Source organism: Paraburkholderia sp. SECH2 (assembly GCF_030464795.1).
In the GTDB taxonomy this organism is placed as follows: domain Bacteria; phylum Pseudomonadota; class Gammaproteobacteria; order Burkholderiales; family Burkholderiaceae; genus Paraburkholderia; species Paraburkholderia aspalathi.
On record NZ_JALPRH010000013.1, the window covers coordinates 52391 to 73934 of the forward strand.

At 63.5% G+C, this 21544-nt stretch carries 15 protein-coding genes; 12 read left to right on the forward strand and 3 right to left on the reverse strand.

From position 1 onward, the window contains the following. Positions 1 to 15 precede the first annotated feature (15 nt). The 4 genes from smc to def all read left to right on the forward strand — a co-directional run bounded on the left by smc (position 16) and on the right by def (position 7667). A complete protein-coding gene (gene smc, locus M0D66_RS21380) occupies positions 16 to 3534 on the forward strand; it encodes a chromosome segregation protein SMC (RefSeq protein WP_211701180.1) in 3519 nt (1172 codons plus the stop codon). Positions 3535 to 3651: 117 nt separating this feature from the next. Beyond that, positions 3652 to 4896 carry a cell division protein ZipA C-terminal FtsZ-binding domain-containing protein gene (locus M0D66_RS21385; RefSeq protein WP_266211517.1) on the forward strand — a complete coding sequence of 415 codons (1245 nt, stop codon included), beginning with the start codon at positions 3652 to 3654 and terminating at the stop codon, positions 4894 to 4896. 174 nt (positions 4897 to 5070) lie between these two features. Next, entirely contained in the window at positions 5071 to 7137 is a 2067-nt protein-coding gene (gene ligA / locus M0D66_RS21390; protein ID WP_093633339.1) for an NAD-dependent DNA ligase LigA, read from the forward strand. Further along, a complete protein-coding gene (def, locus tag M0D66_RS21395) occupies positions 7134 to 7667 on the forward strand; it encodes a peptide deformylase (protein ID WP_093633338.1) in 534 nt (177 codons plus the stop codon). Before ligA ends, def begins: the two co-directional genes overlap by 4 nt. A gap of 102 nt (positions 7668 to 7769) precedes the next feature. Here the strand turns inward: def and M0D66_RS21400 are convergent, their stop codons facing one another. Genes M0D66_RS21400 through map form a run of 3 tightly spaced genes read right to left on the reverse strand, consistent with a single transcriptional unit; the run spans position 7770 to position 13455 of the window. Next, a complete protein-coding gene (locus M0D66_RS21400; RefSeq protein WP_266211518.1) occupies positions 7770 to 10028 on the reverse strand; it encodes a pseudouridine synthase in 2259 nt (752 codons plus the stop codon). A gap of 6 nt (positions 10029 to 10034) precedes the next feature. After that, positions 10035 to 12614 (reverse strand): [protein-PII] uridylyltransferase, encoded by a 2580-nt coding sequence (locus M0D66_RS21405; RefSeq protein WP_093633336.1) that lies wholly within the window; start codon positions 12612 to 12614, stop codon positions 10035 to 10037. 31 nt (positions 12615 to 12645) lie between these two features. Continuing rightward, positions 12646 to 13455 (reverse strand): type I methionyl aminopeptidase, encoded by an 810-nt coding sequence (map, locus tag M0D66_RS21410; protein WP_200617953.1) that lies wholly within the window; start codon positions 13453 to 13455, stop codon positions 12646 to 12648. Between the two features lie 400 nt (positions 13456 to 13855). On the opposite strand from map, the gene rpsB reads away from it, so the two are divergent. The 8 genes from rpsB (at position 13856) to rseP (ending at position 21543) form a co-directional block, all read left to right on the forward strand. Continuing rightward, positions 13856 to 14608, forward strand: coding sequence for a 30S ribosomal protein S2 (gene rpsB / locus M0D66_RS21415; protein WP_054035183.1), 753 nt, complete (start codon positions 13856 to 13858; stop codon positions 14606 to 14608). A gap of 190 nt (positions 14609 to 14798) precedes the next feature. After that, positions 14799 to 15680 carry a translation elongation factor Ts gene (gene tsf / locus M0D66_RS21420; RefSeq protein WP_028199372.1) on the forward strand — a complete coding sequence of 294 codons (882 nt, stop codon included), beginning with the start codon at positions 14799 to 14801 and terminating at the stop codon, positions 15678 to 15680. A 217-nt stretch (positions 15681 to 15897) separates the two neighbouring features. Next, on the forward strand, positions 15898 to 16611 hold the full coding sequence (pyrH, locus tag M0D66_RS21425) for a UMP kinase (RefSeq protein WP_011488865.1): 714 nt from the start codon (positions 15898 to 15900) through the stop codon (positions 16609 to 16611). 100 nt (positions 16612 to 16711) lie between these two features. Further along, positions 16712 to 17272: a ribosome recycling factor gene (gene frr / locus M0D66_RS21430; RefSeq protein ID WP_054035184.1), complete on the forward strand. Its 561-nt coding sequence runs from the start codon at positions 16712 to 16714 to the stop codon at positions 17270 to 17272. Between the two features lie 64 nt (positions 17273 to 17336). Continuing rightward, the gene (uppS, locus tag M0D66_RS21435; protein WP_028199369.1) at positions 17337 to 18119 is read left to right on the forward strand and encodes a polyprenyl diphosphate synthase; all 783 of its coding nucleotides are present in this window, start codon (positions 17337 to 17339) and stop codon (positions 18117 to 18119) included. Then, a complete protein-coding gene (locus tag M0D66_RS21440; RefSeq protein ID WP_211701184.1) occupies positions 18113 to 18934 on the forward strand; it encodes a CDP-archaeol synthase in 822 nt (273 codons plus the stop codon). Before uppS ends, M0D66_RS21440 begins: the two co-directional genes overlap by 7 nt. A 10-nt stretch (positions 18935 to 18944) precedes the next feature. Next, positions 18945 to 20150, forward strand: coding sequence for a 1-deoxy-D-xylulose-5-phosphate reductoisomerase (locus M0D66_RS21445; protein WP_266211519.1), 1206 nt, complete (start codon positions 18945 to 18947; stop codon positions 20148 to 20150). Between the two features lie 7 nt (positions 20151 to 20157). Then, positions 20158 to 21543, forward strand: a complete 1386-nt coding sequence (gene rseP / locus M0D66_RS21450; protein WP_200617960.1) for an RIP metalloprotease RseP — start codon at positions 20158 to 20160, stop codon at positions 21541 to 21543. Position 21544: the final 1 nt, after the last annotated feature.

A 21544-nucleotide genomic window follows, 5' to 3' on the forward strand; every position in this document is an offset into this window, starting at 1 on the left:
AACAGCGAAATCGCCGTGCGTCTGACCTCGATCAAACTCGCTGGCTTCAAGTCATTCGTCGATCCCACGCATTTCCAGGTCCCGGGCCAGCTTGTCGGCGTGGTCGGACCGAATGGGTGCGGCAAGTCCAACATCATCGACGCCGTGCGCTGGGTGCTCGGCGAATCGCGCGCTTCCGAGCTGCGCGGCGAGTCGATGCAGGACGTGATCTTCAATGGCTCGACCGCGCGCAAGCCGGGTAGCCGCGCCAGCGTCGAACTCGTGTTCGACAACGCCGACGGCCGCGCCGCCGGGCAGTGGGGGCAGTATGCCGAAATCGCCGTCAAGCGCGTGCTGACGCGCGACGGCACCTCGAGCTACTACATCAACAACCTGCCGGCGCGCCGCCGCGATATTCAGGACATCTTCCTCGGCACCGGCCTCGGGCCGCGTGCGTACGCGATCATCGGGCAGGGCATGATCGCGCGCCTGATCGAGGCGAAGCCGGAAGAGCTGCGCGTGTTCCTCGAAGAAGCCGCGGGCGTGTCGAAGTACAAGGAACGCCGCCGCGAGACGGAGAACCGTCTGCACGACACGCGCGAGAATCTGATCCGCGTCGAAGACATCGTCCGCGAACTCAGTGCCAACCTCGAGAAGCTCGAGGCGCAGGCAATCGTCGCGACCAAGTACAAGGATTTGCAGGCCGACGGCGAAGAGAAGCAGCGTCTGTTGTGGCTGCTGCGCAAGAACGAAGCCGGCGGCGAGCAGGAACGCCAGCAACGCGCGATCGAACAGGCGCAGATCGACCTCGAAGCGCAAACCGCGAAGCTGCGTGAAGTCGAAGCGCAACTCGAAACGCTGCGCGTCGCGCATTACTCCGCCAGCGACGCGATGCAGGGCGCGCAAGGCGCGTTGTACGAGGCGAATGCCGAAGTCAGCCGCCTCGAGGCCGAGATCAAGTTCATTGTCGAATCGCGTAACCGCACACAGGCGCAGATTGCCGCGTTGACCGCGCAGCGCGAGCAGTGGCAGTCGCAGGCGCAGAAGGCGCAAGACGATCTTGCAGACGCTGAGGAACAACTGGCCGTCGCCGACGAAAAGGCCGCGCTGGCTGAAGACGAGGCCGCCGCCAAGCATGATGCGATGCCCGCGCTCGAAGCGCGCTGGCGCGATGCGCAGACCGAACTGAACGCCGAGCGCGGCGGTATCGCGCAGACCGAACAGGCACTCAAGCTCGAAGCGGCGCATCAGCGTAATGCCGATCAGCAATTGCAGCAGTTGCAGCAGCGTCACGAACGGCTGAAGTCGGAAGCGGGCGGTCTGGATGCCCCCGACGAAGCGCAGCTCGAAGACATGCGCGCGCAGCTCGCCGAGCACGAAGAAATCCTGCACGACGCGCAGGCCCGTCTTGCCGACGCGCAGGAAACGCTGCCGCGTCTGGACGGTGAACGGCGCGCTGCCCAGGAACGCGTGCAGTCGGAAAGCGCGCAGATTCATCAGCTCGACGCACGCCTTGCCGCGCTCAAGCAACTGCAGGAAAACGTCCAGACCGAAGGCAAGATCCAGCCGTGGCTCGAAAAGCACGAGCTGAGCGGCTTGCCGCGTCTGTGGAAGAAGCTGCACGTCGAAGCCGGTTGGGAAGCCGCGCTCGAAGCGGTGCTGCGTGAGCGGCTCGCCGCGCTGGAAGTGTCGAACCTCGACTGGGTCAAGGCGTTCGCCACCGACGCGCCGCCCGCCAAGCTCGCGTTCTACGCGCCGCCCGCGGCTGGTCAGCCGGCTGCTGCGCCGGCGGGATTGCGTCCGTTGCTGTCGCTGGTCCGTATCGACGACGCAGGCATTCGCGCCGTGTTGAATGACTGGCTCGGCCTCTCCTTCGTCGCTGACGATCTGCAACAGGCGCTCGCCATGCGCGCGCAATTGCCGGAGGGCGGCTCGTTCGTCGTCAAGGCCGGCCACGTCGTGACGCGCGTCGGCGTCCAGCTGTACGCCGCCGATTCCGAACAGGCCGGCATGCTGGCCCGTCAGCAGGAAATCGAAAACCTGGGCCGTCAGGTGCGCGCGCAGGCTTTGCTCGCCGATGAGGCGAAGGCCGCCGCGATCCGCGCCGAAGCCGCGCACACGCAAGCCGCGCAAGCGTTGACCGATGTGCGTCAACAGTCGGAGCGCGCAACCCAACGCGTGCACGCTTTGCAGATGGACGTGCTCAAGCTCGCGCAAGCGCATGAGCGTTACACGCAGCGGAGCACGCAAATCCGCGAAGAGCTGGAAGAAATCACCGGGCAGATCGAAGAGCAGCGCGCTTTGCGTGGCGAATCGGAAGCGAACTTCGAGCGTCACGATTCCGAACTCGCCGAATTGCAGGCGCGTTTCGAAGATCACCAGATGGCCTTCGAAGCGCTCGACGAATCGCTTACCGCCGCGCGCGCCCAATCGCGCGATCTCGATCGGGCCGCCACCGACGCGCGCTTCGCCGCGCGCAACATGGCGAACCGCATCGACGAATTGAAGCGCAGCATCCAGGTCTCGCACGAGCAGAGCGAACGCGTCGCCGCGTCGCTGGAAGATGCGCGCGCCGAACTGGAAACGATCAACGAGCAAACCGCGCATACCGGTTTGCAGGACGCGCTCGATATCCGCGCGGTCAAGGAAGAAGCGCTGCACGCCACGCGTCTGGAGCTGGACGACCTGACGGCCAAGCTGCGTGCCGCCGACGAAACCCGTCTGAGCGCCGAGCGTGCGCTACAACCGCTGCGTGACCGCATCAACGAATTGCAGTTGAAGGAACAGGCCGCGCGCCTGAACGGCGAGCAGTTCATCGAGCAACTGGCGGCAGCCGGCGTCGATGAAGCGGAGTTGCAGGCCAAGCTCACGCCGGACATGAAGCCGTCCTACCTGCAAGGCGAAGTTACGCGGATCAACAACGCCATCACGGCGCTCGGTCCGGTCAACATGGCTGCGCTCGACGAACTGAAGGCCGCAACCGAGCGCAAGACGTTCCTCGATTCGCAGTCGGCCGACCTGAACAACGCGATCGAAACGCTCGAAGACGCGATCCGCAAGATCGACGGCGAAACGCGCACCTTGCTGCAAGGCACATTCGACGAAGTGAACCGTCATTTCGGCGAGCTGTTCCCGCGTCTCTTCGGCGGTGGCCAGGCCAAGCTGATCATGACCGGTGACGAGATTCTCGACGCCGGCGTGCAGGTGATGGCGCAGCCGCCGGGCAAGAAGAATTCGACGATTCACCTGCTGTCAGGCGGCGAGAAGGCCCTGACCGCTACCGCACTGGTGTTCGCGATGTTCCAGCTGAATCCCGCGCCGTTCTGTCTGCTCGACGAAGTGGACGCGCCGCTCGACGACGCCAACACCGAACGCTTCGCGAACCTCGTGCGCGCAATGTCGGACAAGACGCAGTTCCTGTTCATTTCGCACAACAAGATCGCGATGGAAATGGCGCAGCAACTGATCGGCGTGACCATGCAGGAGCAGGGCGTATCGCGGATCGTCGCGGTCGACATGGAAACGGCGGCTGGTTTCGCCCAGAATATCGTTTAAGTTTTCGTTTAGGTTGATCATCGCGGGCGCCCGCGTTCAGCGCTGCGGCCATCGGCCGCGCGACACGTGGGGCGGGCGCAAAGCCGCGCAGACAGAAGAATTGCTGATGGAGCATGCATGGACGAGTTGACACTCGGTTTGATCGGCGCGGGTGCCGTGGTGGTCGGGGGCGTGGTCGTATACAACGCATGGCAAGGCGCGAAGGTGCGCCGCAAGATGCCGCGTCCAATGCCGGCCGATACCGCCGAAAGTTTCGCGCGGGACGATCAGGAGGAGCAGAGCCCGTTTATCGAACCGGCCCGGCCGACCACGCGGCGCGAGCCGGTAGTGGGTTCGGAGCAGGCGGCGGAAACCTCGGCGGCGCGCGTCGAACCGACTTTTGGCGCGACCGCCCCGCCGCTCGATACGCCGGCCGATATTCAGGCCGAGACGACTACGCCGAATGGCTATCCCGAAGCGGAAGGCATTGCTGAAGCCGAAAGCGGCCATGCCGCGACGGCCGATGAGCCGATCCTGCCCGCTGCCACGACGATTTCGTCGGCGCCGCCGGCTATCGTCGATCGCCGCATCGACTGCATCGTGCCGATTCGTTTGAACGGCCCGGTGGCCGGCGACAAGGTGATTCCGCTTGCGCAGCGTCTGCGCCGCGCCGGCAGCAAGCCGGTGCATATCGAAGGCAAGCTCGAAGGCGGCGCGTGGGAATTGCTGCAAAACGGCGCGCGCTATGAAGAGCTCCGCGCGGCCGCGCAACTGGCCAATCGGAGTGGCGCGCTCAACGAACTGGAGTTCTCCGAGTTCGTGACCGGCGTGCAGCAGTTTGCCGACGCGCTCGATGCGTCGCCGGAATTTCCCGACATGCTCGAAACAGTCGCGATGGCGCGCGAACTCGATGGTTTCGCCGCGCAGTGCGATGCGCAGCTGTCGATCAACGTGCTCTCCGATGGCGCGCCGTGGTCGGCCAATTATGTCCAGGCCGTCGCTTCGCAAGATGGCTTGCTGCTCTCGCGCGACGGCACGCGCTTCGTCAAGCTCGACGCGAAGCAGAGCCCGGTCTTCATGCTGCAATTCGGCGACACCAATTTCCTGCGCGACGACCTGACCTACAAGGGCGGCCAGATGATCACGCTGGTGCTCGACGTGCCGGTCGCGGACGAAGACATCCTGCCGTTCCGCCTGATGTGCGACTACGCGAAATCGTTGGCTGAGCGTATTGGCGGCCGGGTGGTCGACGATGGGCGCCGTCCGCTGCCGGAAACCGCGCTGCTGGCGATCGAAAAGCAGTTGATGACGCTTTACGCGAAGCTCGAACAGGCGGGTATTCCGGCGGGTTCGCCGGCCACGCGGCGTCTGTTCAGCCAGTAAGGGCTTTGCAATTGCGCAGTATTCGACGGCCGCACACTGTGCGGCCGTTGGCGTTTGGGACAGCGTTTGGGGCGGAAAAACGAACGCACGAAACTGGCCATTCGGCCGATGTAAAGGGGCACGCTTCCTGCGATAATCCAATGTCTGAATTCCTTTGAAGAAGCTTCCGACAGCATGGCCCGAACCCCCGCCTCTAACCCTGCAACCAGCACGCCCGCCGAGCGGGCCACGTGGCTGCGCGCGGAACTCGAACGCGCCAATTACGCGTACTACGTGCTAGACCAGCCCGATCTGCCGGACGCGGAGTACGACAAGCTGTTCAAGGAGTTGGAGCGAATCGAGGCGGAGCATCCGGACCTGATCGTGCCGGATTCACCCACTCAGCGCGTGGGCGGCGAGGCGTCGAGCGGCTTCGAGCCGGTCGTGCACGATCAGCCCATGCTCTCGCTGAACAATGGTTTTGCCGACGAAGACATCGTCGCGTTCGACAAGCGCGTTGGCGACGCGCTCGGCAAGAACGCGAGCGAACCGCCGGTGCCGGTGGATTACGCCGCTGAACTGAAGTTCGACGGCCTTGCCATCTCGCTGCGTTACGTCGACGGCACCTTCGTCCAGGCGTCCACGCGCGGCGACGGCGCCACGGGCGAGAACGTCACCGAAAACGTCCGCACGATCCGTTCCATTCCGCTCAAGCTCAAGGGCAAACGCGTGCCGCAGGTGCTCGACGTGCGCGGCGAAGTGCTCATGTTCAAGCGCGATTTTGAGCGGCTGAACGAGCGCCAGCGGGCTGCTGAGCAGAAGGAGTTCGCTAATCCGCGTAACGCTGCGGCGGGCAGTTTGCGGCAGCTCGATTCGAAGATTACTGCGCAACGGCCGCTGTCATTCTTCGCTTATGGAATCGGTGTGGTCGAAGGCATCGAAATGCCGGCCACGCATAGCGAACTGCTCGACTGGTACAAGGAACTCGGCTTGCCGGTGAATGGCGAGCGCGCAGTGGTGCAGGGCGCTGAAGGCTTGCTGGGGTTCTTCCACGCGGTAGGCGAAAAGCGCGATACGCTGCCTTACGATATCGACGGCGTCGTCTACAAGGTCAACCGGCGCGATGAGCAGGACGCGCTCGGCTTTGTCTCGCGCGCGCCGCGTTTCGCTCTGGCGCACAAATTCCCGGCGCAGGAAGCGCTGACCAAACTCCTGGCCATCGACGTTCAGGTGGGCCGCACCGGTGCGATTACGCCGGTTGCGCGGCTGGAGCCGGTGTTCGTCGGCGGCGCCACGGTCACGAACGCAACGTTGCACAACGAAGACGAAGTGCGTCGCAAGGATATTCGCATCGGCGACACGGTGATCGTGCGGCGCGCGGGCGACGTGATTCCCGAAGTGGTGAGCGCGTTGCTCGACCGCCGTCCGGACGACGCCCGCGAGTTTGTCATGCCCACGCAGTGCCCGGTGTGCGGCTCGAGCATCGAACGCCTGCCGGACGAGGCGATTGCGCGCTGCACGGGTGGCCTGTTCTGCCCGGCGCAGCGCAAGCAGGCGCTGTGGCACTTCGCGCAGCGGCGAGCGCTGGATATCGACGGGCTCGGCGAAAAGATCATCGATCAGCTCGTCGAGCAGAATCTGGTGCGCACGCCGGCCGATCTGTTCAACGTCGGCTTTGCGACACTCGCTGAACTCGATCGCTTCGCTGAAAAGTCCGCGCAGAATCTGCTCGACTCGCTGGAAAAGGCCAAGCACACCACGCTGGCGCGCTTTATTTACGCGCTCGGTATCCGGCATGTGGGTGAATCGACAGCGAAAGATCTCGCCAAGCATTTCGGCTCGCTGAATCCGATCATGGACGCCTCGGTCGAAGAATTGCTGGAGGTGAACGACGTGGGCCCTGTGGTGGCCGAGTCGCTTCATCAGTTTTTTGCCGAAGAACACAACCGCACGGTGATCGAGCAACTCCGCGCACCGGGCAAGGTCACCTGGCCGGAAGGACCGCCCGCACCAAAGGCGCCGCAAGGCGTGCTGGCCGGCAAGACGGTCGTCCTGACCGGCACCTTGCCGACGCTCGCCCGTGAAGAGGCGAAAGAAATGCTCGAAGCGGCCGGTGCGAAAGTGGCCGGTTCGGTGTCGAAGAAAACGGACTACGTGGTGGCGGGGGCCGAAGCGGGCAGCAAGTTGGCGAAAGCCGAGGAACTCGGCGTTCCCGTACTCGACGAAGATGGTATGCGTAAGCTCCTGGAGGGGCAGTTATGATCCGCGAAATTCTCAAGATGGGCGATCCGCGCCTTTTGCAAATTGCCGACCCGGTCGACCACTTCGACACCCCCGAGTTGCATGAACTCATCAAAGACATGTTCGAGACCATGCACGACGCGAACGGCGCGGGGCTCGCCGCGCCGCAGATCGGCGTCAATCTGCAGGTGGTGATCTTTGGTTTTGGGCACAACGAACGCTATCCGGATGCGCCGCCGGTGCCGGAGACGGTGCTGATCAACCCGACCATCACGCCGGTGTCGCAGGATATGGAAGAGGGCTGGGAAGGTTGCCTGTCCGTGCCGGGCCTGCGCGGCGCCGTGAGCCGGTTTTCGATGATCAAGTATCACGGCTTCGATCAATACGGCAAGCCGATCGACCGCGTCGCCGAGGGCTTTCACGCGCGTGTCGTGCAGCATGAGTGCGATCACCTGATCGGCAAGCTATACCCCATGCGGATCAACGATTTCGCGAAGTTCGGTTTCACGGAAGTTCTGTTTCCGGATATGGATCCGAATAGCGACGACTGAGGCTGCGGTGTTCTGCGCGCGTGCGTTGCAGGCATAAAAAAACCCACGTTTTCACGTGGGTTTTTTGTTGGGCGAACGTATCTGAGCGTCAAGCTCCCCGCATCAGAACGACTCGTCCGCCGACAGATAGCGCCATTGACCCGGCGGCAGTGCGCCCAGCATGACCTGACCCATCCGCACGCGCTTCAGGCCGATTACTTCGAGGCCGACCAGCTCGCACATCCGGCGGATCTGGCGTTTCTTGCCTTCGCGCAGCACGAAGCGCAGTTGCTCGCCGTTTTGCCAATTGACCTGGGCGGGTTTCAGCGGCACGTCGTCGAGCGAGAGGCCGTGGCACAGGAGCGCGAGGCTTTCCGGCGGGAAGTGGCTTTCGACGTCGGTGGTGTGCTCGCCGAACGACACGCGCACCAGATACTCCTTGTCGATCTCCGAATGGCCGCCAATCAGCTGCTTGGCAATGCGGCCGTCCTGAGTCAACACCAGTAAGCCCGTCGAATCGATGTCGAGGCGGCCTGCCGGCGCGAGTTGGCGCAGATGCGAGACCGAGAAGCGGATGTCGGAAGTGTCGCCATCCCAGCGATTTTCCGGCGTGACCAGCGTGATCGCCGGTTGATAGCCGTCTTCCGCCTGGCCCGATACGAGGCCCACGGGCTTGTGGATCAAGACCGTCACCTGGCTCGCTTGCGCGGCTTCGGCGGCGGGGTCGATCTCGATGCGTTGATCCGGGCGAACCTTGGTGCCGAGCGTGTCGATCCGCTCGCCGTCGACCAGCACCCAGCCTTTTTCGATCCACTCGTCGGCTTCACGGCGCGAGCACAGGCCGAGTTCCGACATCAGCTTGGACAGGCGCAGCGTTCCCGGTGCGTCTTCGTAGTCGCGGCGCGGCGTGCGCGGAGCGGCATCGGTGTCATCGTCGCGTTCGGCTCTGGCTGCGGGCGCTGGGCCACGCGGCTTGTCGGCACGGGCGGGGCGGTTGTCGTCGTCGAAGCGGCGGCCGGCAGCCGGCAGCGCCTTGTCGAAGCTGCGAGCAGGGCGCTCGCCCCGCTCGCTACGTTCGTTACGTTCGCCGGCACGCGGCGGACGATCGCCGAATTCACGTTTGGCTGGGGCGCGTTCGCCACGGTCGTCACGCGGTGCGCGAGCCGGACGGTCCGTGCGGTCACCGTAGCCGCTTTTGACGGGCTTCGCGAAAGTGCGCTCGCCACGCTCGCCTTCAAAACGGCGCGGTGCTGCGCTGTCGCTGCGCGGACCGCGCTCGCCGCTGCCGCGCCCCTGCGGGGCGCCACGGTCGCCGCCAAAGCGGGGCCGATCCGAGGCGTCACGCGCCGGACGCTCGCCACGCGGGCCACCTTCCGACGGACGGCCTGCACCCGGGCGCGGACCGCTGAACGAGCGGCGTTCGCCTTCGTCGCGGCGCGGGGCACGGTTGCCTTCGAAACTGCGCGGTGCGCGTTCGCTGCGATCGCCGGCACCTTCGAACCGGCGCGGAGCGCCTTGGCTGCGTTCACCGTCAGCGCGACGCGGGGCGCGTTCAGTGCGATCACCACCACCTTCAAACCTGCGAGGTGCACGTTCACCAAGGTCACGACGCGGAGCACGGTCGCTGCTGCCCTCAAACCGACGCGGAGCACCTTGGCTGCGTTCACCGTCAGCGCGGCGCGGAGCGCGTTCGCTACGATCGCCGCCACCTTCAAACTTACGGGGCGCACGCTCGCCATCGTCTCGACGCGGCGCACGGTCGTTGCCCTCAAACCGGCGCGGAGCACCTTGAGGGCGTTCACCGTCAGCACGGCGCGGAGCGCGTTCGCTACGATCACCGCCACCTTCAAACTTACGGGGCGCACGAGCGCCCTCATCCCGACGCGGTGCACGATCGCCGCTACCTTCAAATCGACGCGGAGCGCCCTGGCTACGTTCACTGTCAGCACGGCGCGGCGCACGTTCGCTACGATCGCCACCACCTTCAAACCGGCGCGGCGCACGCTCACCATCGTCCCGACGCGGAGCACGATCGCCACTGCCCTCAAACCGGCGCGGCGCACCGCCGTCCCCTTCGCGCCGCGGCGGACGATCCGACGGCGCCCGGCGCGCAGCGCCAGCATCCCGCTCACGGGAAAACGATCCTTCAGCCCGTGGCGCACGCGCCCCGGCGCCTGCCGGCTTGCCTGCACCTGCCGGCCGCTTGCCGCCACCCGCTGCGCCAGCGCCTTCGCCCCGTGCCCCGTTGAACCCTGCCGTCGGCGTAGACGGCCGTGGCCCGGTCGGACGCGTCGGCTTACGCGCCGAGTTGCTTCCGGTACGGACAGGGGCGCGTTCGGACGAAGCCGGCCGCGGGTGCTTGGCTGTTAATTTGACTCGCATGAAATCTCACACTGCAATCGCGCGCAGCAGTTCGGTCTCGACCTGAATTTGCAGGCGGTTGTCCGACAGACCGTGTCCATCCAGCAGGAACACGTCTTCGACACGTTCGCCGAGCGTATTGATCCGCGCCGACGCAACGCCGACCCGGTGCTCGGCCAGCACGCGCGCGATTGAATAAAGAAGGCCTGGCCGGTCGTTCGCAGACACGGACAGGATGTAATATTGGCCGCGCTCGTCGGCCCGAAGATCGACGCGCGGCGTCACAGGGAAGGTCCGCGACAGCCGTGACAACCGGCCTTTCGACGGTCCCGGAAGCAGGGTGCCGTCACCGGCGAGGCGTGCGGTCAGTTCCTGTTCGACCAGATTGGCAATATCGCGATAATGCACGTCTTCTTCGGTGTGCGCGACGAGGAAATTATCGAGCGCGTACCCGTGGCGGGTCGTGCTGACCCGCGCATCGAGCACCGACAAGCCATTGCGGTCGAAATACGCACAAATGCCGGCGAACAGATCGGGCTGGTCTTTCACATACACCAGCACCTGAAGCGCTTCGCCGATCGGCGAAGGACGCGCCCGTACGATCGGCGTCGCGGTTTCGACGTGCCGGTACAGCACACGGGTCTGCCACGCGATATCCGCGGCGTCGTGGCGCAGGAAGTAGCCGATATCCAGCTTGTCCCACAGCGCCTTTTGCGCGCCTTCCGGCACGGTTTCGAGGCGCAGCAGGGCAAGCGCTTCTTCCTGGCGCGATTTCAGTTCCGAATGCGCGTCTGGCCGGGCGCCGCCAAGCACCGCCAGGGTTGCGCGGTAGAGGTCCTCGAGCAGCTTGCCTTTCCACGTGTTCCAGACTTTCGGGCTGGTGCCGCGAATGTCGGCCACGGTCAGCAGGTAAAGCGCGGTGAGCCAGCGCTCGTTGCCGACCAGTTCGGCAAAGCGCTTGATGACTTCGGGGTCGCTCGTATCCTGCTTCTGCGCGACCTGGCTCATGGTCAGATGCTGCTGCACCAGCCAGACGACCAGTTCGCCGTCCTCGCCCTCGATGCCATGGTTGCGGCAGAAGCGCCGCGCATCGGCCATGCCGAGCGTGGAATGGTCGCCGCCGCGGCCCTTGGCGATGTCGTGAAACAGCGCCGCCACGTACAGCACCCACGGCCGGTCGAAATTGGCGATCAACTGACTGCAGAACGGATATTCGTGCGCGTGCTCGGCGACCGCGAAGCGGCGCAGATTACGCAGCACCATGAGGATGTGCTGATCGACCGTATAGACGTGATACAGATCGTGCTGCATCTGCCCGACGATGCGCCGGAAGTTCAGCAGATAGCGCCCGAGCACGCTGGTCTGGTTCATCAGTCGCAGCGCGTGCGTGATGCCGGCGGGCTGCTTCAGGATGTCCATGAACAGGCGACCGTTTTCCGGATCGCGCCGCCAATGCTGGTCCATCACGTCGCGAGCGTTGTAGATCGCGCGCAGCGTGCGCGCCGACAAACCCTTCACGCCCGGCGTCTGTTCGTAGAGCAGAAAAGCTTCGAGGATCGCGTTCGGCTCGCGCTGGAAGACGTCGTCGCTGGCGATTTCCAGCATGCCCTGCTTCTCGACGAAACGGTCCGAGAGCACGCGCGTGATGCCGCTCGTGTTCGGGAAGAGCTGCGCTTCGATGTTCTGGATCAGGATCGTGGCCAGCTGCGTAACGGCTTTGGCGGACCAGTAATAGCGGCGCATCAACTGTTCGCTGGCGCGCTTCGTCGCCGTTGGCTTATAGCCGAAGCTTTCGGCCACCGGCGTTTGCAGGTCGAACACCAGAATGTCCTGACGACGGCCGGCGATCACATGCAAGCGGGCGCGCAGCGTTTTCAGGAAGCCTTCGTTGCGGCGCAGTTCGCGCGCTTCTCGCTCGGTGATCAGGCCGCGTGCTTCGAGCTCGCGCCAGCTGCTGCCGAAGCCAGCTGCCTGGGTAATCCACAGAATCAGCTGCAGATCGCGCAGGCCGCCCGGGCTTTCCTTGATGTTCGGCTCGAGCGCATACGGCGTGTCCTGAAATTTGGCGTGCCGCTGACGCATTTCCAGCACTTTGGCCTGGAAGAACGCGCGCGGGTCGAGCGTTTCGCGGTAGCGCTTCGCAAAGTCGTCGAAGAGCAGGGTGCTGCCTGTAATGCGCCGAGCTTCGAGCAGCGAGGTGCGCACGGTGACGTCGTTCGCGGCTTCTTCGACACACTGCACCACGCTGCGCACACTGCTGCCGAGTTCGAGTCCCAAATCCCACGCGAGGCTGATAAAACGCTCGATGCGTGCTTCCAGATGCGCGATCGGCGCGTCGGGCAGCAAGACGAGAATGTCGATGTCAGAATGCGGCGCGAGTTCGCCCCGCCCATAGCCGCCGACCGCGAGCAGGGCCAACTCGGGCGGCAACTCGCAGGTATTCCAGGCGGCGCGCAGCGACTCGTCCGTGGCGCGAGCCAGGGCGGCCATCAGCGAGTCGACGTTGGAGGCTGTCTTGAAGCGTTCCAGCAACTGGGCTTTGGCCACTTTGTAGTCCGCCTTGAGCGACGTGGCATGGGATTGGGCGACGGCTGGAACACTACTCATTGGCAGGCGGGCGGGTGGGGGCGGAAGTCGTTCAGGCCGTGGCTGCGACAACCGGCGGACGCGCGGGCGTGCCAGCCGAGACAGTCAGCACGTCGTAACCGGTTTCGGTGACGAGCACGGTGTGTTCCCACTGTGCCGACAGGCTGCGGTCCTTGGTTTTGACGGTCCACTGATCCGGCATGGTGCGGATGTCGCGCCGACCGGCGTTGATCATCGGTTCGATCGTAAAGATCATGCCGGTTTGCAGCTCGAGCCCGGTGCCGGGACGGCCGTAGTGCAGAATCTGCGGGTCTTCGTGAAACACCGTGCCGATGCCATGGCCGCAATATTCGCGCACCACGCTGTAGCCTTGCGCTTCAGCATGCTTCTGGATGGCGTAGCCGATGTCGCCGAGATGGGCGCCCGGGCGAACCTGATCGATGCCGAGCCACATGCATTCGAAGGTGGTTTGCACGAGGCGCCTGGCCATGATCGAGCCTTCGCCGACGATGAACATCCGGCTGGTGTCGCCGAAATAGCCTTCCTTGATCACCGTGACGTCGATATTCAGGGCGTCGCCGTTCTTCACCGTCTTGTCGCCCGGAATACCGTGGCAGATCACGTCGTTGACCGAAATGCAGGTGGCTTTCGGGTAAGGCGGGTAGCCGGGCGGCTGATAATTCAGCGGCGCCGGAACCGTGCCTTGCACCTGGAGCATGTATTCGTGACATAGCCGGTCGAGTTCGCCGGTCGTGATGCCGGCCGTGACGAACGGCGTGATGTAGTCGAGCACTTCGCTAGCGAGCTTGCAGGCGACGCGCATCTGCGCGATATCGTGTTCGTTTTTGAGCGTAATAGCCATGAGTCGGGCCTGAAATGCGATTTATTGCAAGATTATCGCACCATATTCCCGCTGCCGCAGGGTTTTGCCACGGTTTTGCAATATGGTGGTGGGCGTATAGGTGCAACCCGCCTGCGGCAAACGGGAGCTACCGCGCAGGTTGAGTCGGCCGATAGTCACGTGCTATAATCTTTGGCTAAGTCGATCTCTGTCTTATTTTGTTGCTCTATTGGTCACTCTGATGAGCGCAAACTGGCAGGAAAGGCGCCTCGTAGCGATAGTTGCCTGCGCTACGGGTAAGGCGGTACGAAGGCAGCAGACTCGCAAGCCGGCGCACCCAGGGTGTCCGTCGCGTTCAGCCAGAACGGCAGCGCGGCGGATACGGCAGCCGGCTTAAGACCCAACCCTCGCGGAGATTTTCATGGCAGTTACCATGCGTCAAATGCTGGAAGCCGGTGTCCACTTCGGTCACCAAACGCGCTTCTGGAACCCGAAGATGGCCCCCTTCATTTTCGGCCATCGCAACAAGATTCACATCATCAACCTCGAAAAGACGCTGCCGATGTACAACGACGCGCTGAAGTACGCGCGTCAACTGGCAGCGAATCGCGGCACGATCCTGTTCGTCGGCACGAAGCGTCAATCGCGCGACACGATCGCTGAAGAAGCACAACGCGCTGGCATGCCTTACGTCAACGCACGCTGGCTCGGCGGCATGCTGACCAACTTCAAGACGCTGAAGGTTTCGATCAAGCGCCTGAAGGACATGGAAGCATCGCTGGAAGCTGGCGAAACCGAACGCATGAGCAAGAAAGAAGCGCTCCTGTTCGAACGCGAAATGGCCAAGCTGCAAAAGTCGATCGGCGGCGTGAAAGACATGGGCGGTATTCCGGACGCGATCTTCGTGGTCGACGTCGGCTACCACAAGATTGCCGTTACCGAAGCGAACAAGCTCGGTATTCCGGTCATCGCCGTGGTCGACACGAACCACTCGCCGGAAGGCATCGACTACGTGATCCCGGGTAACGACGACGCTTCGAAGGCTGTCGCTCTGTACACGGCTGGCGTGGCTGACGCAATCGTCGAAGGCCGTGCTAACGCGGTCAACGAAGTGGTGCAAGCTGCTCGCGGTGGTGACGGCGACGAGTTCGTCGAGGTCAACTCGGAAGCGTAAAGCTGCCCCGTGTCCGGCAAAAAAGGGGGCTTTCTACAGGCCCCCTTTTTTTAAGCCGCGACAAAGTGGTGTGCTGTGAGTAGTGCTGAAACGTAGTCCGTAAAAAATACGTGCGACGTTGAAACGAATTCTTGCCGCCGGTATCGAAGTCCGGGCGGCGTGTGACAAGACGGAACTCAAGGAGCAAATGATGGCGGCAATTACCGCAAGCATGGTTGCAGAACTGCGCGCAAAGACCGACGCGCCGATGATGGAATGCAAGAAGGCGCTGACGGAAGCTGAAGGCGACATGGCGCGCGCTGAAGAGCTGCTGCGCGTGAAGCTGGGCAACAAGGCCAGCAAGGCAGCATCGCGCGTGACGGCTGAAGGCGTGGTTGCATCGTTCATCGGCGGCAACGCTGGTTCGCTCGTCGAACTGAACTGCGAAACCGACTTCGTTTCGAAGAACGACGACTTCCTGGCATTCTCGAAGACGATCGCTGAACTGGTCGCCACGCAAAACCCGGCTGACGTCGCTGCCCTGTCGGCACTGCCGCTGGACGGCTCGACGGTCGACGCAGTGCGTCTGGCGCTGGTCGGCAAGATCGGTGAAAACCTGTCGATCCGCCGTTTCGTGCGTTTCGAAACCTCGAACAAGCTGGCAGCGTACCTGCACGGCACGCGTATCGGTGTGCTGGTCGAGTACACCGGCGCGGACGAGCAGGTCGGCAAGGACGTGGCAATGCACATCGCCGCCATGAAGCCGGTCTCGCTGTCGTCGGATGACGTCCCGGCGGATCTGATCGCCAAGGAGCGCAGCATTGCTGAGCAGAAGGCTGCTGAATCGGGCAAGCCGGCTGAAATCGTCGCCAAGATGGTCGACGGCAGCGTGCAGAAGTACCTGAAGGAAGTGTCGCTGCTGAACCAGACGTTCGTTAAGAACGACAAGCAGACGATCGAACAGATGCTGAAGGCTGGCAATGCGAGCGTGCAGAAGTTCGCGCTGTTCGTGGTCGGCGAAGGCATCGAGAAGAAGCAGGACGACTTCGCAGCTGAAGTGGCCGCTCAAGTCGCTGCTGCAAAGCAACAATAAGTATCGCTTAAGCTTCAGTTCGTACTGTTGGACCCGCGGCGGAGCAAGACTTTGCCGCGGTCGGCAGCGCCGCAAGGCTGCACGCGGGTGACCCTCGCGGCGCACGCCGCTGGCGGACCCCAGGGTTCGTCAATTTGGCGACGCTTGCCCGAATCAGCATTTCACCCCTACATTAGTCCCTTGTTGTTGCCCTGTTCTGCGCGATCTGGATACCTCTATGCCCACTGCCTATAAACGCGTCCTGCTCAAACTCTCCGGTGAAGCTCTGATGGGCGACGATGCCTTCGGCATCAATCGCGCGACCATCGAACGAATGGTAGCGGACGTGGCCGAAGTGGTCCGTCTCGGAACGCAGCTGGCCGTGGTGATCGGCGGCGGTAATATTTTCCGCGGCGTCGCGGGCGGCGCGGCCGGTATGGATCGCGCCACGGCTGACTACATGGGCATGCTGGCCACCATGATGAACGCGCTGGCGCTGCAGGACGCAATGCGCCACGCCGGCATCGAAGCGCGCGTGCAATCCGCGCTGCGTATGGACCAGGTGGTCGAGCCTTACATCCGCCCGCGTGCGATTCGCCAGCTCGAAGAAGGCAAAGTCGTGATTTTCGCGGCCGGTACCGGCAACCCGTTCTTCACGACCGATACGGCCGCCGCGCTGCGCGGTTCGGAAATCGGCGCGGAGGTCGTGCTGAAAGCCACCAAGGTGGATGGCGTTTATTCGGCCGATCCCAAGAAAGACCCGAGCGCGACCCGTTACACCACGATCAGCTTCGACGAAGCCATCGGCCGCAATCTGCAGGTGATGGACGCCACGGCGTTCGCGCTGTGCCGTGATCAGAAGCTGCCGATCCGGGTGTTTTCGATCGTCAAGCCGGGTGCGCTCAAGCGCATCGTACAAGGCGAGGACGAGGGCACCCTCGTCCACGTGTAAACTCTCGTTCACATAACGTGGGCTTTAACGCGAGCCCAGGCCGCCGCATAGTGCGCGCGCTGGCCGGCTCGCACCGTTTTGAAGGTTCGGAGGTTTAAAAATGTCTGTGGCTGATATCAGGAAGGGCGCTGAACAAAAGATGCAGCGTTCCATCGACGCGTTCAAGAACGACCTGTCGAAGATCCGCACGGGCCGTGCACACACGGGCCTGCTCGATCACATCCAGTGCGATTACTACGGTTCGCCGGTGCCGATTTCGCAGGTCGCGAATCTGACGCTGATCGACGCACGCACGATCGGCGTGCAGCCGTGGGAAAAGAAGATGGTCCAGGTCGTCGAAAAGGCGATCCGCGAATCGGACCTCGGTCTGAACCCGGCTACGCAAGGCGATGTGATTCGCGTGCCGATGCCCGCGCTGACCGAAGAACGTCGTCGCGAACTGACCAAAGTGGTCAAGAGCGAGGCAGAAACGGCCAAGGTCGCTGTTCGTAACCTGCGCCGTGATGCAAACGAGCAACTGAAGAAGCTCGTGAAAGACAAAGAAATTTCTGAAGACGACGAGCGCCGTGCAGGTGACGACGTTCAGAAACTGACGGACAAGTTCGTCACGGAAATCGACAAGCTTGTAGTGACCAAAGAAGCCGAGATCATGACGGTCTGAGGCCGGTTGGCTCAGCACCTTTAAGATCTCCACTTCTTTTTTTGCAGTCACTGTCCCGACGGCCATGACCTATACCAGCTCAACCGTGCGCGTGCCTGATGTCGCCGCGGTGCCGCGACATATCGCGATCATCATGGACGGCAACGGCCGTTGGGCGACCCAGCGCCGTCTGCCGCGCGTGGCCGGCCATACGCGCGGCGTCGACGCAGTGCGTGCGGCCGTCGAGGCCTGCGCCCGGCAGGGCGTCGAATACCTGACGCTGTTTGCCTTCAGCTCGGAAAACTGGCGCCGCCCGAACGACGAAGTGTCGTTCCTGATGCGCCTGTTCGTCACCGCGCTGGAGCGCGAGATCGGCAAGCTGCACGCGAACGGCATCCGTCTGCGCGTGGTCGGCGATCTGTCCCGATTCGATACGCGCATTCGCGACCTGATCAAGCGCGCGGAAACCAAAACCGCGCGCAATACCCGCCTCACGCTCACCATTGCCGCCAACTACGGCGGCCGCTGGGACATCATGCAGGCCACCCGTAAGCTCGCCGAACAATCGGCGCTGGCGGGCAAGGCGGTCGAGGTGAACGAGGACTCGTTCGCCGAACATCTGTCGATGGCCTATGCGCCGGAGCCGGACCTCTTTATCCGCACCGGCGGCGAGCGCCGCGTCAGCAACTTCCTGCTGTGGCAACTCGCCTACACCGAGTTCTACTTCACCGACACGTTCTGGCCGGATTTCGACGCCGACGCGCTCGGCCACGCCATCGCATCCTACGCGGAGCGTGAGCGCCGCTTCGGCCGCACCAGTGCTCAACTCGAGCCGCAATCGCAGAACGTCGATTCGCTTCCATGCTAAAAACCCGTGTCATCACGGCGATCATCCTGCTGGCGATCTTCCTGCCGGTCACGCTGTTCGCGCCGGTGGGCGCGTTTGGCGCGCTGATCGCCTTCGTCGTGGTGTTCGCCGCGTGGGAGTGGGCGCGTCTGCTGAAGCTCGGCGGCGCGGGCCCGGTCATTTACGCGCTGGTCGCTGCGGTGGCGCTGGTCGCGAGCACGCGCCTCGGCACCGGCGTCGAGGAACCCCGGCCGCTCTTTCAGGCGGCCGCTATTTTCTGGGTGATCGCGGGGCCGTACGTGCTCCTGCGCAAGCCGACCCTTGCGCAAGGCGCCTGGCGAGCGTTTCTCTTTCTTGCCGGCATTGTGGTATTCGTCGCGTGCTGGCATGCTCTCGTCGCCGCACGCATGCAGGGCGTGGCCTTTGTGCTGTCGCTGCTCCTATTGGTATGGCTGGCCGATATCGGCGCATACTTCTCCGGAAAAGCTTTCGGAAAACACAAGCTGGCGCCTGCCATCAGCCCGGGTAAGACTTGGGAGGGCGCGATCGGCGGCTGGCTGGTGGTGATGATCGTCGCGGCGGCGGCGGTCTTTTTGCACGCGTTCGAGCCGACCCTGTATTCTGCGCTGCTGGCGCAATGGGGCGCCGTACGTACGTTGCTCGCACTGACCCTGCTGGTGGCGTTCAGCGTGGTGGGCGACCTGTTCGAATCCATGATGAAACGCCAGGCCGGAGTGAAAGATTCAAGCGGCCTGTTGCCTGGGCACGGTGGCGTACTCGACCGCATCGACGCATTGTTGCCGGTGCTGCCGCTTGCCATGCTGCTGCTCGGCTAGAGAAAGAGATATGCAAAAACGTCTGACATTGCTCGGTTCCACGGGCTCGATTGGAGACAGCACGCTCGACGTCGTCGCGCGTCATCCCGAACGCTTTTCGGTTTACGCGCTTACGGCGCATCGCAATGGCGACAAGCTCGTCGAGCAATGCCTGCGCTTTCAGCCTGAAGTCGCGGTAGTCGGCGATGCTGATACCGCCGCGCAGGTCGCGGCGAAGTTGCGTGAAGCCGGCTGCAAGACGGAAGTCACTTACGGCCCGCAAGCGCTCGTTGACGTGTCGAAGAGTGAAAGCTGCGATACGGTCGTAGCGGCGATCGTCGGCGCTGCAGGCCTCGCGCCGAGTCTCGCTGCCGCGCGCGCCGGCAAGCGCATTCTGCTCGCCAACAAGGAAGCGCTGGTGATGTCCGGCGCGATCTTCATGGACGCGGTGCGTGACAACGGCGCCGTGCTGCTGCCGGTCGACAGCGAACACAATGCCATTTTCCAATGCTTGCCGCGCGAAGCCGCACAGCATGGCGGTGTCTCGAAGATCATCCTGACCGCCTCGGGCGGTCCGTTCCGCACGCGCGAACCGGCCACGCTGGTCGACGTTACCCCGGACGAAGCCTGCAAGCATCCGAACTGGGTCATGGGCCGTAAGATTTCGGTCGACTCGGCCACGATGATGAACAAAGGCCTCGAAGTGATCGAGGCGCACTGGCTCTTCGATCTGCCGGGCGAGCGCATCGAGGTGCTGATTCACCCGCAAAGCGTGATCCATTCGATGGTGTCGTACGCCGATGGCTCGGTGCTCGCGCAACTAGGCAACCCCGACATGCGCACGCCGATCGCGCATGCGCTGGCATTTCCGGACCGCGTCGATTCGGGCGTGGCCCAACTGGATCTGCTGCAGGTCGCATCGCTGTCGTTCGAAAAACCGGATTACACGCGCTTCCCGTGTCTCGCGCTCGCCGTGAAGGCGCTGGCCGAGGGAGGCCTCGCGAGCGCGGCGCTCAACGCCGCGAACGAAGTCGCGGTGGAAGCGTTCCTGTCGCACCAGATCGGTTTCATGGCGATCGCTCAGGTCGTCGACGCCGTACTCAATGCGTTGCCGAACCGCAGCGCGCACGCGCTCGAAGACGTGATCGAAGCGGATGCGGCCGCGCGCCGCGCCGCTGCCGATTTCATCGCGCGCCTGCCTGACGGCGCCCGTCGCACGGAACGCGCCGTCCAGTGAGGCGCCTATGAACCTGCTGATCGAACTGCTTGCCTTCGCGGTGGCGATTGGCGTACTCGTGGTTGTCCACGAGTACGGGCACTACAGTGTCGCGCGTTTGTGCGGCGTCAAGGTGCTGCGTTTTTCGATCGGCTTCGGCAAGCCGCTGTTCCAGTGGGTGAGCCCGAAGACGGGCACCGAATGGACGATTGCCGCGCTGCCGCTGGGCGGCTACGTGAAAATGCTCGACGAGCGCGAGACCGGCGGGGCGCCGATTCCCACTGAAGCCTTGCCGCATGCGTTTAACCGGCAGTCGGTGTGGCGCCGTTTCGCGATTGTCGCGGCCGGGCCGGTCGCGAATTTCCTGCTTGCCATCGTGCTGTTCGCCCTCGTGTTCGCCACGGGCGTGACGGAGCCGGCGGCTGTGGTGGCAGCGCCTACGCCGAATACGCCGGCCGCGCTGGCCGGTTTCGACGGTGGCGAAACGATTGTTGCCGTGCGTGCGGAAAACGCCGGCGAATCCGAGCGAGTGCGGTCGTGGTCCGACCTGCGCTGGAAACTGCTGGGCGCGGCATTCGATCACAAGCGCGTCGTGCTGAGCGCAAAAGATGCACACGGCACCTCGGATTTCCAGCTGGATCTGCGTGGCGTCACCGAGAAAGACGTCGACGACGACTTCATGTCGCGTCTTGGTTTCGAGCCGGGTGGCGGCAAGCTGACGGTCGCCGGGGTGCAGCCGGGTAGCGCGGCGCAAAAGGCAGGCCTTGCGGTGGGCGACCGTCTGCGCGCGATCAACGGTATCCCGACCGACAATGCCACAGCCTTCATCGCTTATGTAAAATCGCACGCCGGCACGCCCGTAACGCTGCAGGTAGAGCGTGGCGGGCAAGCCGCGGGCAAGCTGGAAGACGTTCGCATCGTCCCGCAGTCGCAGCGCGATGACGCGACCGGGCAGCAGATCGGCCGTATCGGCGCGGAACTCGCTACCCAGGTGCCGTCGATCGACGTGCGTTACGGGCCGGTCGAAAGCTTGCAACTGGGCGCGCGCCGTACGTGGGATCTGGCTGTTTATTCGGTGCGGATGTTCGGACGGATGATCGTCGGCGAGGCTTCGCTGAAAAATCTTTCTGGCCCCGTGACGATCGCCGATTACGCAGGAAAGAGCGCACGTCTAGGTCCATCTGCATTCCTGTCGTTCCTGGCCCTTGTCAGTATTAGCCTCGGCGTACTGAACCTGTTACCAATTCCGGTATTGGACGGGGGTCATCTGTTATATTATTTGGTTGAAGCTGTAACCGGCAAAGTTGTCTCCGATCGCTGGCAACTCGTTTTTCAGAGGGCGGGTCTCGCCTGCATCGTCGCGTTGTCGGCGATTGCGCTGTTCAACGATCTGGCTCGTTTAATCCATTTTTAAA